Genomic DNA, 14,077 nt, shown 5'->3' on the forward strand with positions numbered 1-14,077 from the left:
CGGGGCGCCCGACTTGCCTTCCACCCCCCAACACCCCCGGAGATTCATGGAACGCTCTGTTTCCGCCCGCCTCGCCTTCAGGACCATCGCCAACACCAAGGTGGCCATGGCCGTCGCCGTGGCGAGGAACAGCGGCTACTCATCCTTTGCGGAGTCCCTGTCCGTGACGGCGGGGGGAGCGGAGGTTCCCCTCAAGGAGATATCGGACCACCACGGGGGCCGGTTCCACTACATGGAATTCGCCGAACCCACCGAAGTCACGGTGGAATATTCGGCCACGGTGGCCGGCCGCGCCGTGCCCGAAGAAGCGGACCTGGCCGACCGCATCCGCTATGTACGCCCCAGCCGGTATGCAGAGTCTGACAGGCTGCTGCCGACGGCCTATGCGGAATTCGGCGGAGTCCACGGGGCGGACCTGGTGCATGCCGTCCGCGACTGGGTCAACGGCGAGCTGCGGTACATCAGCGGCTCCTCCCGTGGCACGGATGGCGCGGTGGAGACGCTCCTGAGCAGGCGGGGCGTTTGCCGGGACTTCGCGCACCTGGCCATCGCCCTGCTGCGGTCCAAGGACATCCCGGCCCGCCTCGCGGCTGTCTACGCCCCCGGCCTGAGTCCCATGGATTTCCACGCCGTGGCGGAAGCCCATGTGGAGGGTGCGTGGCACGTCATCGACCCCACGGGGCTAGCCCCGCGGGAGTCGATGCTGCGCATTACTGCCGGCCGTGATTCGTCGGATACGGCTTTCCTTTCCACGGTGGGCGGAAGCCTGGTTTTGAACCAGCTGCGCGTGACCGCAGTGGTGGACGGGGACCTTCCGGCTGAGGACGCCGCCCGGCTGGTGCAGCTGGGCTAGCGCTTCCCCAGCGAGTTCCGCAGCTTGTCGGTAAGCCGCATGAGCTCTTTCTGCTCGGCGGCCGTCAGTGCCGGTCCCACCAGTGCCGAGATGTCCCGGACATGCTCGCGGCCAATTTCCTTCTGGAGTTCGCGGCCCTCGTCCGTCAGCTTGAGCAGCACGCCGCGGCCGTCCTCCGGCGCCGGCATCCGGGCCACGAGGCCGCGCTTCTCGAGCCGCTCCACCAGCCGGCTCAGGCTGGACTGGCTCAACAGGACGTTATCGTTGAGCTCGTTGAGCCGCAGCCAGCCGGACGGGCAGCGGGAAAGCGTGAACAGGACGTCGTACTCGTTCACCGCAAGCTTCCGGAATGCGGGCCCTGACTGCAGCTTCCGCATGACGGCTACCTGCGCCCGGAACAGCGATTCCCAGGTCTCCGCCGCCAGCCGCACCGGCGATTCCTGTCCTCCGGCAGCCATTACGCCACCGGGGTTGAAGTGCCGGCATCCTGCGACGCCAGCAGGGCGGCCACGCGGCCTGCGTGGGTGGGCGGTTCCGGAACGTGCGCAGGCTTCAGCGCTGCGTACTCCTTCCGGAGGACCGGCAGCACTTCCTCGCCGAACAGGTCCAGCTGCTCCAGGACGGTCTTGAGCGGCAGGCCGGCGTGGTCAATAAGGAACAGCTGGCGCTGGTAGTCACCGAAGTACTCGCGGAAGGCCAGGGTCTTCTCGATGACTTCCTGCGGGCTGCCCACGGTCAGCGGTGTCTGCGAGGTGAAGTCCTCCAGCGACGGGCCATGGCCGTAGACCGGGGCGTTGTCAAAGTAGGGGCGGAATTCCTTCACCGCATCCTGGGAGTTCTTGCGCATGAAGAACTGTCCGCCGAGTCCCACAATTGCCTGGTCGGCCTTGCCGTGGCCGTAGTGCTCGTACCGCTCCCGGTAGAGGCCGATCAGCTGCTGGTAGTGCTCCTTGGGCCAGAAGATGTTGTTGGCGAAGAAGCCGTCACCAAAGTACGCGGCCACCTCGGCGATCTGCGGCGTGCGGATGGAACCGTGCCAGACGAAGGGAGCCACGCCGTCCAGCGGACGGGGGGTGGAGGTGAAGTTCTGCAGCGGTGTGCGGAACTTGCCGGACCAGTTCACGGTGTCCTCGTCCCACAGCTTGCGCAGGAGGCTGTAGTTCTCGATGGCCAGCTCCACGCCGTCCTGGATGTTCTTGCCGAACCACGGGTAGACCGGCGCGGTGTTGCCGCGGCCCAGGACCAGGTCGACGCGGCCGTCAGCCAGGTGCTGGAGCATGGCGAAGTCCTCGGCGATCTTCACCGGGTCATTGGTGGTGATCAGCGTGGTGGCCGTGGAGAGGATGATGCGTTCGGTCTGCGCCGCGATGTAGGCCAGCGTGGTTGTGGGGGAGGAGGAAAAGAAAGGCCGGTTGTGGTGCTCGCCGATCGCGTAGACATCCATGCCGATTTCCTCGACTTTTTTGGCGATGGCAACCGAGGCCTTGATGCGCTCGTGCTCGGTGGGGGTACGGCCTGTGGTGGGGTCCGTGGTGATGTCGCTGACGCTGAAAACACCGATCTGCATGACGTGCCTTTCCGTTCCTGGACTTGCTGGGCTTGGTTCCAGTGTAGATCAATTTAGATGCATTTGCATCTATTGCCTTCTGTAACACCCCGCCGCGGGGATTATTCCCCCGCGGGGAACACGTGCCCGGACGCAGCGATGCCCGCACCACCGGTTGGTGCGGGCATCGCAGGAACGCAGGCTCTATTCGGCACCGCCGGGGGCCGCCCGGCGCCCGGTGACCTTGGGGACCTGGCCGGTGGTCCAGTCCCTGAACTCGGCGTCGATGTCCGAACCGGGTCCACCCTCAGGGCGGGCCTGCAGGTCCCGCAGAAGCGCCTTCTTTTCCCGCCGGCCTTCCACCAGCCGGTAGAGCACGGGAACCAGGACCAGGGTCAGGGCCGTGGAAGACACCAGGCCGCCAATCACCACCACCGCCAACGGCTGGGAAATGAACCCGCCGCCGCCCGTAAGGCCCAGTGCCATGGGGGTCAGGGCGAAGACCGTTGCCAGTGCCGTCATCAGGATGGGCCGGAGGCGCTGCCGGGCGCCGTTCGTGATGGCATCCGCAACGTTCATGCCGGGCCGGCCGTCGCGGGGCTGCCGGTACTGGTTGATCAGGTCGATCAGCACGATCGCGTTGGTAACCACGATTCCCACCAGCATCAGCATGCCGATCAGTGACGGCAGTCCCAGCGGAACCCCGGTGAGCAGCAGCAGCGCCACGGCACCGGTAGCCGCGAACGGAACCGAGACCAGCAGGATCAACGGCTGCACGAGGGACTTGAAGGTGGCCACCATGATCACATACACGATGGCGATGGCCGCCAGCAGGGCCAGGCCAAGTTGCCGGAAGGACTCGGCCTGCTGGGTGGTGGCACCACCGATAGTGGCAGTGACCCCCGGCGGAAGCTGGACGTCAGCGAGGCGCTTTTGGACTTCGGTGTTCACGGCGCCCAGGTTGGAGCCCGACGGCGTGATGGACACCTTGGCGGTACGCTCGCCATTGCTGGCGGTGATGGAGACGGGGACGTCCACCTGCTCGACGGCGGCGATGCTTCCCAGCGTGACCGGCCGGCCGGCCGCCGGAAGCGGGATATTCCGGACGGCGTCGATGCTGGTGAACTTGGTGCCCTGGCCAATGCGGACGGGGAAGTCATTGGTGTCGATCCGGACCGTGCCTGCCGGGATGGGGCTGATCGTGGAGGCCAGCACGCCGGCCACCTGCTCCTCGTTCAGGCCGGCCGCCGCGGCCTTGGCCCGGTCCACCTTGACCTGCACCACCGGGTTGCTGGCAGCCAGGTTGCTGGCCACCTCGCTGGTGCCGGGCACCCCAGTCATGGCAGCAACCATGGTGTCGCTGGCCGACTGCAGGTCCGCGCTGGTGGCAGCCTTCAGCGTAATGTCCACGCTGGACGAGGTGCCGAAGCCGCCCTGCTGGGTTCCCACGGAGATCTTTCCGGAATCAGGCACCTTGGCCAGCTCGGTCCGCACGGTGTCCTGGAGCCTTTCCTGGTTGGCCTTTTCGTCGGTCACCACCGTGAACGTCGAGTTGGAGGAGCCGGTGGAGGTCAGTGCGGCGAAGCCGGCCTGGGCATTGCCGGACGTGACCTGGACATCCTTGATGCCGTCGAGGCCCCGCAGCACGCCTTCGAGGCGGATGGCCGCCGCGCTGGTGTCGGCCAGGCTGGTTCCGGCCGGCAGTACCTGGCGCACGGTCAGGCTGTTTTGCCCGGAATTTCCCAGGAGGTTGGTGGCCAGCAGCGGGGTCATGGCACCGGTGGCTCCGAGCACCAGGACAGCCGCCACCAGGGTGATGACGGGGTGCTTCTGCGTGGACCGGAGGATGGGCAGGTAGCCGCGCTGCAGCCGGCTGCGCTGCTCGGCGTCGTGGGCCCTTGCCTTGGCCTCGTCGGCGATGCGCCGCGCCTCCGGTGTGCCTGGAGCTGCACCTGCGGAAACGCCCTTGGGATTCCGCAGGAACCAGTAGGCCAGCACCGGGACGATGGTCAGCGAGACGAGCAGCGATGCCAACAGCGCCATGGTGACCGTCAGGGCGAACGGCCGGAACAGTTCGCCTGCCAGTTCGCCCACGAAGGCGATGGGCAGGAACACCGCCACCGTGGTCAGGGTCGAGGCGGTGATGGCCCCGGCAACTTCCCTGATGGCGGTGAGGATCGCCGTCGACTTTTCCTCGCCGTAACTGAGGTGCCGCTTGATGTTCTCAATGACCACGATCGAGTCGTCCACCACGCGCCCGATCGCGATGGTGAGTGCCCCCAGCGTCAGGATGTTCAGGGAGTAGCCGGTGGCCGACAGGCCGATGAAGGTGATGAGCAGGGACAACGGAATCGAGATGGCCGTGACCAGCGTGGACCGTGCCGACATCAGGAAGAGCAGGATGATGGCGACGGCGAATCCCAGTCCCAGGAGGCCTTCGGTGGTGAGGTCCTTGATGGACTTTTCGATGAACGGGGCCTGGTCGAAGACGGGCGTGAACTTTGCGTTCGATCCCAGCTCTGCCTCCAGGTTGTTCAGCGAGTCCCGGACCGCGTGCGAGATCCCTACCGTGTCGCCCTCGGGTTTCTTGGTCACGGAGACGGCGAGCGTCTCGGCGCCGTTGGTCCGGGTGATGGAGGTGCGCTCATCGTCCTTGAGGGAGACGTCGGCAACGGAGCCGATGGTCGCTGCGTTCTTTGCTCCTGCCAGCGGCAGGGCCTTGATGGCGTCGAGTGAATCCACCGGGCTGCCGATCTGCAGCGAGAGGGTCTTGCCCTGGTCCTGGAGTGTTCCGGCCGGAACCAGGGCGCCGTTGTTGGACAGGGCGTCGCGGATGGCGGTGACGCCTACCCCCGCCGCTGCCATGGCGTCGGTGCGGGGGAGGATCTCGATGTGCTGGGAGGCGCCGCCCGTGACGTCGGCGCTCCGGACGCCGTCGATCTTCTGCAGCCTGGGAACGCTGAGGCGCTGCAGGTCCGCGTTCAGTTCACTGAGCGGTTTGTCCGACGAGACGGCGAGGAAAACAATGGGGAAGTCGCTGATGCTGCCGGCGATGGCCTGCGGCTGGACGTCGCTGGGCAGGGTCCGTTTGGCGTTGGAGATGGCCCGGTCGATCTGGTTCCGGGCCCGGTCCAGGTTCGATCCGTAGGTGAACACCATGGTGATTTGGCTGACGCCGGTCCGCGACGTGGAGGAGGTGGATTCCAGCCCCTCCACGCCGTTCAGCGCCTTTTCCAGGGGGCCGCTGACCTGTTTGTCCACCACTTCGGGGGATGCCCCCGGCATGGAACTGAGCACGGTGATCTGCGGGAACTCGATCGAAGGGATGAGCTCCTGCTTCAGCGACGACATGGTGATCACGCCGAACACCGAGGCGAAGACGGTGATCAGCGCGATCAGGGCCCGGTTCGCCAGGGAAAGGTGCGCCAACCGGAACATGGGTGGTCTCCTGGGGTCTAAGTGACTGGTACATGCCCTGGGGGTGCCAGCCGCTGGCCCCGGCAGGGTCAGCGGCTGGCGGAAACGCTCTCCAGCTGGAGGGACTTGGCCGTGGCCCGTTCCAGTTCCGCGGCGAGGTCCGGATTCTCATCCAGCTTCACCCCATAGCCGGGCATCATGTCCTTGAGCTTGGACTGCCAGCCCTTGAAGTTCTTGGGGAACGTCTTCTGGAGCAGCTCGATCATGATGGGGACAGCGGTGGACGCCCCCGGCGAAGCGCCCAGGAGCGCACCGATGGAGCCGTCGCGGCCGGCAATCACTTCAGTGCCGAACTGGAGGATGCCGCCCTTTTGCGGGTCTTTCTTGATGATCTGTACACGCTGGCCGGCGGTGATGAGTTCCCAGTCGCTGCCCTTTGCCTCCGGGTAGTACTCGCGCAGTGCCTCCACCTTCTGGTCGTGGCGCTTGACCACTTCCTTGACCAGGTAGGCGGTGAGGTCCATGTTGTCCTTGGCAACGGCGAGCATCGGAATGATGTTGCCGGGGCGGATGGACAGGGGCAGGTCCAGGTACGAGCCGTTCTTCAGGAAGTTGGTGGAGAAGCCTGCATACGGTCCGAACAGGAGCGAGCGCTTCCCGTTGACGTAGCGGGTGTCCAGGTGCGGAACGGACATGGGCGGTGCACCCACGGAGGCCTGGCCGTAGACCTTGGCGCTGTGCTGGGCGGCGATGGTCTCGTCCGTGCAGCGGAAGAACTGGCCGGAGACGGGGAACCCGCCGTAGCCCTTGCTTTCGGGGATGCCGGAGGCCTGAAGCAGGTGCAGGGCGCCGCCGCCGGCGCCGACAAAGACGAATTTGGCGTGGATCTTGCCGTGCTCGCCCGACTTGGGGTACTTCAGCGCCAGGTCCCAGCCGCCGTCGGACGCGCGGGAGATCCCGGTAACGTCGTGGCCGTAGTTGATTTCGACGCCGTTGTTCCCAAGGTACGTGGTCAGTTCACGGGTCAGCGCGCCGAAGTCGACGTCGGTGCCCTCGGCCGCGCGGGTGGCCGCAATGCGCTGCTGGGGGTCGCGGCCCTTGACGATCAGCGGTGCCCATTTGGCGATCTGGGCGTGGTCCTCTGAGTACTCCATGCTCCGGAACAACGGGTGGGGCTTCAGTGCCTCGTACCGGGTCTTCAGGAAGCGGGTGTGGTCTTCGCCGATCACGAAGCTCATGTGCGGGACGGTGTTGATAAAGCCCTTGGGCGAACCAATCAGGCTGTTGTCCACCAGGTGGGACCAGAACTGGCGGGAAAGCTGGAACTGTTCGTTGATGAGCAGCGCCTTGGCGGGGCTGACCGAGCCGTCTTTGGCCGCGGGCGAGTAGTTCAGTTCGCAGAGGGCGGCGTGGCCCGTTCCTGCGTTGTTCCAGGGGTCCGAGCTTTCCAGGCCGGGCTGGTCCAGCCGCTCGAACAGGGAGATGGTCCAGGTCGGCTCCAACTGCTTGAGGAATGCCCCCAGCGTGGCGCTCATGATGCCGCCGCCTATCAGGACAACGTCGGCGTGTGGGGTCTTGGAAATGAAGGTCACGATCAGTCTCCGATTGCAGCGGCTCTGGCTGTCACAGAATATCCCCGCCCGGCCCTCTTACTGAAATTGGCCCGGGCCGTCAAGGCTTTAGCTGCACCTTAGTGAAAACTTCATTTAAGACAGGCGACGCCGGGTAGCTGAGCACGCGGTCCGAGAGTGCAAGTGCGGAGATGGGGAAGGCGATGGGAACGGCCGGTACCGTCGCGGCGATCTGGGTGTTGATGGTGTGATAAAGGTCATCCCGCTCCTTCCCGTCAGGAAGCCCGCGTGCCCGGTTGATCTTCGAGAAGACCTGGGGATCCTGGTACCCGAACTCGCCGTTCTTCTCCCCGAAGAGTGGCCCGACGAAGTTGTCCGCGTCCGAATAGGACCCGTTCCAGCCAAGGATGTGGAGGGCATGGTCGCCGGCAGACTGGACCTTCTGGAGGTAGCCGTCGGACCAATCAACGGGCACGGGCCTGATGTTGAAGCCGACGGCGGTGAGCTGACGGCTGAGTTCGGCGTACACCTTTTCGGGCGTGGGCAGGTACGGGCGGGTGACGTTGAGGGGGTAATAGAACTTCAGTTCCTCCCCGGCGTAGCCGCCCTCCTTCATGTAGTCCTTTGCCTTGGCAGGATCGTGCCCGAGTTCCGGTGCGTCGTTGTTGAACCCGCTGATCTTGGGCGGAACAAACTGTGTGGCCTTGGCGGTGTTGTCGATAAAGAACTTCCGGATCAACGTCTCCTTGTCGATCGCAAGCTCCACCGCCTGCCGGATCTTCTGGTTCTGGAGGATCGGGACGTCCTGGTTCAAGCCCACGTACATCACCGAGAACGGGTCGCGCTGCACGATCTGCTTGCCGCGCTTGACCAGCTGGTCGAAGTTACCCACGGTCACGGCGTCGTAGCCATCAATCTTGCCGTCCAGCAGTGCCTGCAGGCGGGTCTGGGGGTGGTTGTAGGCCAGGAAGTTGATGGTGGCGATCTGGCCGCGGTCACCCCAGTAGGCCGGGTTGCTGGCCAGGGTGACGTTGTCGGTGCCCCAGGCGGCAAGGGAGAAGGGGCCGGTGCCGACGGGGTTCGTGGCGAAGGCTGACATGGCCTGGCCGCCCCGGTTCTGGTCCAGGACGTCCGCTTTGCCGGAGGCGAGGGCTGCCGGGGAGGCCATGGCAAAGGCCGGAAGGGTCAGTGCCGGCAGGAAGGCGGTGAATCGCTGCGTGAGGTCGATCTGGACCGTGTCCGGGGCCAACGCGGTGCAGCTCTTGAAGATCGACAGCCCGGGCTCGTCGGAGTGTGCCTTGAATACGCCCTTGAAGGAGTTGCCCGGTGCCTGTTTCCGCAGCTCGGCAGGGAAAGCGAACCAACGGTTGAAGTTGGTGCAGACGGCGTCGGCGTTGAAAGGGGTGCCGTCCTGGAAGGTGACCCCGGTGCGGAGCTTGAAGGTGTAGGTGCGGCCCTCGTTGGATTCGTTCCATTCCGTCGCCAGCAGCGGAGTGGGCTTGCCGGTAGTCTGGTCAACCCCCACCAGGCCTTCGAGGATCTGCCGGGTGATCCGCTGGGACTCCACATCGTTGGACAGGGCCGGGTCCAGCCCCAGGGGCTGCGCCGCGGTGCCGAAATTGAAGGTGGCCTGCGGCTCAGCCGGCGGGGAACTGGGAGTGCCGGAGGTGGGGGAGGGGGACGGCAGCCCTGTGCACGACGTAACGCCCAGCGCCATGAGGACGGCGCCGGCCTTGATGACCGTCCGCCGCGATGTACTGCTGGGCACTCGTTTATCACCTCTGGATGCTGCCGGCTCCGCCGCATGCGGGCCGGAATCCAGTCTAGGGGACGGCGCCCGTGGCCGGCCCCAGGCCAGCCTGTGACGCGCCAGGGCCGGGCCCGCCGGTTGAAGTGGCGGGCCCGGCCCTGTGTGGGGGTCTGGTGGGGCCTACTTGGGCATGAGGACCGAGTCGACCAGGTAGACGGTGGCATTCTTGGTCTTGACGCCACCGCAGACCACGTTGGCGTTGTCCACCTTGAGGTTGTCGCCGCTGCCGGTGACCGTGACGGAGCCGCCCTCTACCGTGGCGTGCGTACCGGCGATCTTGTCAGGGGTGATCTGGCCGGGAACCACGTGGTAGGTGAGGATCTTGCTCAGCAGGGCGTCGTCTGTCTTCAGGGTTTCAATGGTGGCGGGGTCGATCTTCTTGAAGGCGTCGTCCACGGGCGCGAAGACGGTGAATTCGCCACCGTTGAGCGTGTCAACCAGGTTCACCTTGGGGTTCAACTTGCCGGACACCGCCGCGGTGAGCGTGGTGAGGATGGGGTTGTTGGAGGCTGCCACGGCCACCGGATCCAGCGCCATGCCCTCTACCGAGCCTGCGCCGGTGGGTACCTGCTTGGCGTAGGCGGCGCAGCCGGGGCCAACCAGGTTTGCTGCCGGGTTCATGGCGCCCATCGAGGAACCTGCGGACGGCGAAGCCATGCTGGAGCTGGACGGGGACGCCATGCTGGAGCTGGGGGCGGATGACATCGGCGCCGAGGACGCCGACGACCCGGAAGTGCTGCCGGAGCCGCCGCAGGCGGTGAGGCTGAGCAGAGCGGCCGCTGCAACGCCTGCGACGGTGAAAGTGGTGCGCTTGAAGGTCTGCATTTCAGTACTCCTTGGATCGTTGAGCCTGCTGCCCTTGGAGCGTGTCCGCGGCTTGCAGTCTGACTATGGGGGTAAGCACCTGCCCTTGGCTGGTGTCTCAATGGCTATTCGCCGGGTGGGCCGCGGCGGATGGGTGATCCATGGATTTTTCTATTCGGGGCACGAATGGGGCGGCAGCAAACGTTCGTCCTTTAACGCAGGAATCCCCCGGCCGGAGCCGGGGGATTCCCAGTGTGCGCAAGGGGGGACTTGAACCCCCACGCCCGAAGGCACAGGAACCTAAATCCTGCGTGTCTGCCAATTTCACCACTCGCGCAAGGCTTGCCGGCTGAACGCGAAGCGTTCGACGGCGGATGCCAGAGTCCATTGTAGCGTTGCGTCGGGCGGGGTCTCCGGCGGGCCGTGGCCGGGTCAGGAGTCCAGGCTGAGGTCCCGCCTGAGTTTGGCCACGTGGCCGGTGGCCCGGACGTTGTATTGGGCCAGCGCCACGTTGCCGTCCGGGTCCACCACGATGGTGGAGCGGATCAGGCCTTCGTAGGTCTTGCCGTAGTTTTTCTTTTCGCCCCAGGCGCCGTAGGCCTCCGCCACGGCGTGGTCAGCGTCGGAGAGCAGTGGGAAGGTCAGCGACTCATGTGCGGCGAACTTTGCCAGTTTTTCGACCGGGTCGGGGGAGATGCCAAGGACGTCGTAGCCGGCGGCCTGCAGGGATGACAGGCTGTCCCGGAAATCGCAGGCTTCCTTGGTGCAGCCCGGGGTGGAGGCCGCGGGGTAGAAGTAGACGATGGTGGAGCGGCCGGGGCGGGGAGCCAGGCTGACGCCCTTGCCGGTGGAATCCTGCAGGGTGAAAGCGGGGGCCTTGTCGCCGGTAACGAGTCTTTCAGCCATTGTTTTTCTCCTTGTTGCGGGCGGGACACAACAGCCTAGTAAGCAGGTGGGGCGAGTGCTAATCGGCATTTGGCTATACTTGCTGCTATGCCTGATATGGATCACTGGCCCACAGGGCGCCTTCTGTCCACTGCTGCGCGACTCGTTGAGCACTCCTGGAACGAAAAACTTGGCGCCATCGGCCTCACCCATGCCGGTGTTATCGCCATCGAGGTCCTTGCCGCGCAAGGGCCCATGACCCAGGCCCAGCTTGCCCAGTACGTGCGCGTGCAGGCCCAGACCATGGGGAAGACCCTCAGCCGGCTTGAGTCCCACGGCCACATCGCCCGGGTCCGCAGCACCTCGGACCGCAGGAGCCACGTGGTTTCCCTGACCGAGCAGGGCAAGGAAGCCGTTGCCCAGGCCGTGGAGATGGAGCGCTCCGTCCTCGCATCCTCCTCTATTGACCCTGATCTGCTGCGTCAGGAGCTGAAGGCAGTAGTCCGGGAACTGGCCAGCCAGTTCTCCACGACTCCCAGCAATGCCGGCGCCCTGATGGACAACGCCGCCAAGTAATCGTTCATGCGGCAGCCCGCATAAGAAAAGCGCGGCCTGGCTTCCCGAAAGCCTGCGCCGCGCTTTTTTGTGCCCCGCGCCCGATAATTCCGATAATGGGGCAGAAAACAAAACAGCCCCCGGCCTGTGTTTCCACAAAGCCGGAGGCTGTTTTCCCAGTGGTGCACCCCCCGGGACTTGAACCCGGAACCCATTGATTAAGAGTCAATTGCTCTGCCAATTGAGCTAGAGGTGCATCTTTTTGCTTCCATCCCCGGGCTTTTTCTTTCCCGTTGATCTCCGCAACGACATGAAACTCTACACGAACTTTCGGTGCAAGTGAAATCGGCCGTTCCGAAGGTTCCTGATTCAGTGCAGGGGCCGCAAAACCAGCGCGAAATCAGGGTTTTCGCCGTTCGTGAGCAGCCACAGGCTCCCGCCGGGTGCCCGGATGACGTCCCTGATCCTGCCGTACTCTCCTGTGAAATAGGCCACAGGAGTGCCGGCTTCCTCCGCCTGGAGCGGCACAGCCCAAAGCCGTTCGCCCCGGAGCGCACCCAGGTAGGCAATTCCGCCGGTTATCTCCAGCCCGCTGGGCGAGGAATCGCGCGTGGAGGGCCAGACGACTTTCGCGTCCTGGAACCCGGCGCGGTGCGGTGCCCCGGTGACTTCCGGCCAGCCGTAGTTGGCCCCCGGAAGGATCAGGTTGAGCTCATCATCCACATCCGGGCCGAACTCGCTGGCCCACAGCCTGCCTGTATCGTCCCACGCCAGGCCCTGCACATTTCGGTGGCCCAGGCTGTATACCGCGTTTCCGAACGGGTTGCCGGGCGCAGGGCTGCCGTCAGCGCGGAGTCGGAGGATCTTGCCGCCAAGGGCCGTGGGGTCCTGGGCCTGCTCGCGTCGCTGCGCGTCTCCGGTGCCCACGTAGAGGAAACCGTCCGGGCCGAACCGGATCCTTCCTCCGTTGTGGGTGCCGGCTTTTGGAATTCCGGAAAACACGGTTTGGGGGAGCCCCATTGACAGGGAACCGCCCGCGCCGGCATCGACGGTGAACCGGACCACCCGGTTGTCATCCTGCGTGGTCAGGTAGGCGTAGAGGTAGTGGTCGGCGTCGAACTGCGGGGACAGTGCAAGCCCCAGCAGGCCTCCCTCTCCTGCGGGTGCCACGCCAGGCACTTTCCCGAGGGTTGCGGCCCGGCCATCACGGACAGTCTTCAGGAGGGCGGTCCCGCGCTCGGAAATGACGGCGGTGCCGTCCGGGAGGAACACCGCTGCCCAGGGCGTGTCCAACTGCAGTTCCAACCGTTCCTGAACCACGGGCGCGGCAGGGACGGGACTTGTTGCGGCTGATTGCGTGGCCGGGGGAGCCGGGCTGGCGACGGCGGCTCCCGGGGTTGTCATGCCGGCCGCCGACTCCGTGCCCGGAGCGGGCGGCTGCGGTGCGCCCGTGCAGCCGGCCAGCACAAGGCACGCGGACAGACAGGAAAGGCCCGCCGCTATGCGGCAGGCCTTCACCCTCTCAGAGCCGTTTGCGCCGTGGAGCGCGGAAGCCCGCGGCCTCCGCATGCGCGGCAGATTCAAACCAGACTTCCGCCCGGGTCTGCTCATAGTCCGGATGTCCTTCTTCGTAGTACACCATCGCGGTAGCGTCGCCCTTGACCGTGTAGTCCGCCGGTCCACTTCCGTCGGGGCCCGGTGCGGCTGATCCTTCTCCGTAAGGCTCATCGGCAGCCAGGTGTCCGCCAGGTTCGACGGCCACTGTGCCCTGTGCCTGGGCGAAGTCCTGTCCCGGCCCGGAAGGCTGCTGGTGGTGGTCCGCCCCGTTTTCCACCAGCGCGGAGGACTGGGTCCGGTCCAGGGTTTCGGCCGTCCCGGCATCTTCCACGCCCTCCACGGCCGCCGTTTCTGCGCCGGGAAGCGTGGGGGCGTGTGCTGCCGTGTACTCGTTATGGTGGACCGGCCGGGCACCTGCCGCGGCCTGTCCGGACACCGCTTCAGTTCCGGCGCCCGGCTCCGACGGTTCGTGCTGCGCAGCGGCCGGTGCACCGGAAATTGACGATCCGGACCGGGAGCCCGCGTTGCCGGCTTCGGACCACTGGGTTTCCCATTCAGCCTGGTCTGCGGGTTGGTCCCCATCCCGGCGGTCAACGTGCGCTCCGGTGCCGGCCGAAGTGCCCGTCCGGGAAATGCCGGAGTCCTCCGGGGCGACAGAGCTGGATGTCACATCCTGGGTTGGGGCGGAAACCGGTGCCTCGGCCGCGGCCGAGGCGGAGGATTCCGCGGGTTCTTCCGCAGTAACGGGTGCGGCCGGCTCTGCGGCTTTGCCGAACCCGGCCGCTGTGGGGATGCCGGTGGTCCCCGCAGCAGCGGCGGAGGCTGCAGCGCTCCCCCCTTCCAGGGCTCCGTCGGCACGGGGAGCGTCAGTCTTTGCGCCGGCTGCCGGGCCTCCTGGAGCGGTGGAGGACTTGTTGCGTCTGAGCAGCCACCACACGACGGCGACGATGACGACGATGAGGATGATCCAGAAAACAATATCCATGGCAGGCCCTTCGATACAGGTGGATGGGTGTCCTTTCCCCGACGCTACGTGGGGTGGCCACTGCTGTCCAGAGATGCCGCGGCGCATGGGGGAG

The 14,077-nt window shown here is 65.8% G+C and carries 11 protein-coding genes and 2 tRNA genes; 2 read left to right on the plus strand and 11 right to left on the minus strand.

Going from position 1 to position 14,077, the window contains the following annotated elements; genetic code table 11:
• Positions 1-46: 46 nt before the first annotated feature.
• Positions 47-853 (plus strand): transglutaminase-like domain-containing protein, encoded by an 807-nt coding sequence (locus J2T23_RS04835; protein WP_307357656.1) that lies wholly within the window; start codon positions 47-49, stop codon positions 851-853.
• Here J2T23_RS04835 and J2T23_RS04840 read toward each other — a convergent pair.
• The 8 genes from J2T23_RS04840 to bcp form a co-directional block, all read right to left on the minus strand.
• Complete coding sequence (locus J2T23_RS04840) at positions 850-1,311, minus strand: MarR family winged helix-turn-helix transcriptional regulator (protein WP_141181801.1); 462 nt, start codon at positions 1,309-1,311, stop codon at positions 850-852. The two genes, J2T23_RS04835 and J2T23_RS04840, sit on opposite strands and share 4 nt — an antisense overlap.
• The gene (locus J2T23_RS04845; RefSeq protein ID WP_141160101.1) at positions 1,311-2,420 is read right to left on the minus strand and encodes an LLM class flavin-dependent oxidoreductase; all 1,110 of its coding nucleotides are present in this window, start codon (positions 2,418-2,420) and stop codon (positions 1,311-1,313) included. The genes J2T23_RS04840 and J2T23_RS04845 overlap by 1 nt, the downstream gene beginning before the upstream one ends.
• 183 nt (positions 2,421-2,603) lie before the next feature.
• Positions 2,604-5,837 (minus strand): efflux RND transporter permease subunit, encoded by a 3,234-nt coding sequence (locus J2T23_RS04850; protein WP_307357658.1) that lies wholly within the window; start codon positions 5,835-5,837, stop codon positions 2,604-2,606.
• Between the two features lie 68 nt (positions 5,838-5,905).
• Positions 5,906-7,408, minus strand: a complete 1,503-nt coding sequence (locus J2T23_RS04855) for a malate:quinone oxidoreductase (RefSeq protein WP_141181799.1) — start codon at positions 7,406-7,408, stop codon at positions 5,906-5,908.
• Between the two features lie 79 nt (positions 7,409-7,487).
• On the minus strand, positions 7,488-9,155 hold the full coding sequence (locus J2T23_RS04860) for an ABC transporter substrate-binding protein (protein WP_307357661.1): 1,668 nt from the start codon (positions 9,153-9,155) through the stop codon (positions 7,488-7,490).
• Positions 9,156-9,317: 162 nt separating this feature from the next.
• Positions 9,318-10,022, minus strand: coding sequence for a fasciclin domain-containing protein (locus J2T23_RS04865; RefSeq protein WP_141160104.1), 705 nt, complete (start codon positions 10,020-10,022; stop codon positions 9,318-9,320).
• A gap of 234 nt (positions 10,023-10,256) precedes the next feature.
• Positions 10,257-10,338, minus strand: a tRNA-Leu gene (locus J2T23_RS04870).
• A 95-nt stretch (positions 10,339-10,433) separates the two neighbouring features.
• Positions 10,434-10,907, minus strand: coding sequence for a thioredoxin-dependent thiol peroxidase (gene bcp, locus J2T23_RS04875; RefSeq protein WP_141181798.1), 474 nt, complete (start codon positions 10,905-10,907; stop codon positions 10,434-10,436).
• Positions 10,908-11,003: 96 nt separating this feature from the next.
• Here bcp and J2T23_RS04880 point away from each other — a divergent pair, with 96 nt between their 5' ends.
• Complete coding sequence (locus tag J2T23_RS04880) at positions 11,004-11,462, plus strand: MarR family winged helix-turn-helix transcriptional regulator (protein ID WP_141161545.1); 459 nt, start codon at positions 11,004-11,006, stop codon at positions 11,460-11,462.
• A gap of 159 nt (positions 11,463-11,621) precedes the next feature.
• On the opposite strand, the gene J2T23_RS04885 is transcribed toward J2T23_RS04880, so the two are convergent.
• The 3 genes from J2T23_RS04885 to J2T23_RS04895 all read right to left on the minus strand — a co-directional run bounded on the left by J2T23_RS04885 (position 11,622) and on the right by J2T23_RS04895 (position 13,983).
• Positions 11,622-11,697, minus strand: a tRNA-Lys gene (locus J2T23_RS04885).
• 113 nt (positions 11,698-11,810) lie between these two features.
• On the minus strand, positions 11,811-12,845 hold the full coding sequence (locus tag J2T23_RS04890) for a PQQ-dependent sugar dehydrogenase (RefSeq protein ID WP_246839663.1): 1,035 nt from the start codon (positions 12,843-12,845) through the stop codon (positions 11,811-11,813).
• Between the two features lie 118 nt (positions 12,846-12,963).
• On the minus strand, positions 12,964-13,983 hold the full coding sequence (locus J2T23_RS04895) for a sunset domain-containing protein (protein WP_141181797.1): 1,020 nt from the start codon (positions 13,981-13,983) through the stop codon (positions 12,964-12,966).
• Between the last annotated feature and the right edge of the window lie 94 nt (positions 13,984-14,077).

It is taken from the genome of Pseudarthrobacter niigatensis (assembly GCF_030812615.1).
Taxonomy (GTDB): Bacteria; Actinomycetota; Actinomycetes; order Actinomycetales; family Micrococcaceae; genus Arthrobacter; species Arthrobacter niigatensis.

What these genes read in the sequence shown, in the direction of transcription:
- J2T23_RS04850 (WP_307357658.1), bottom strand. Translation starts at nt 5,837, where the DNA reads ATGTTCCGGTTGGCGCACCTTTCCCTGGCGAACCGGGCCCTGATCGCG.
- J2T23_RS04880 (WP_141161545.1), top strand. Translation starts at nt 11,004, where the DNA reads ATGGATCACTGGCCCACAGGGCGCCTTCTGTCCACTGCTGCGCGACTC.
- J2T23_RS04845 (WP_141160101.1), bottom strand. Translation starts at nt 2,420, where the DNA reads ATGCAGATCGGTGTTTTCAGCGTCAGCGACATCACCACGGACCCCACC.
- J2T23_RS04890 (WP_246839663.1), bottom strand. Translation starts at nt 12,845, where the DNA reads ATGACAACCCCGGGAGCCGCCGTCGCCAGCCCGGCTCCCCCGGCCACG.
- J2T23_RS04835 (WP_307357656.1), top strand. Translation starts at nt 47, where the DNA reads ATGGAACGCTCTGTTTCCGCCCGCCTCGCCTTCAGGACCATCGCCAAC.
- J2T23_RS04895 (WP_141181797.1), bottom strand. Translation starts at nt 13,983, where the DNA reads ATGGATATTGTTTTCTGGATCATCCTCATCGTCGTCATCGTCGCCGTC.
- J2T23_RS04865 (WP_141160104.1), bottom strand. Translation starts at nt 10,022, where the DNA reads ATGCAGACCTTCAAGCGCACCACTTTCACCGTCGCAGGCGTTGCAGCG.
- J2T23_RS04840 (WP_141181801.1), bottom strand. Translation starts at nt 1,311, where the DNA reads ATGGCTGCCGGAGGACAGGAATCGCCGGTGCGGCTGGCGGCGGAGACC.
- bcp (WP_141181798.1), bottom strand. Translation starts at nt 10,907, where the DNA reads ATGGCTGAAAGACTCGTTACCGGCGACAAGGCCCCCGCTTTCACCCTG.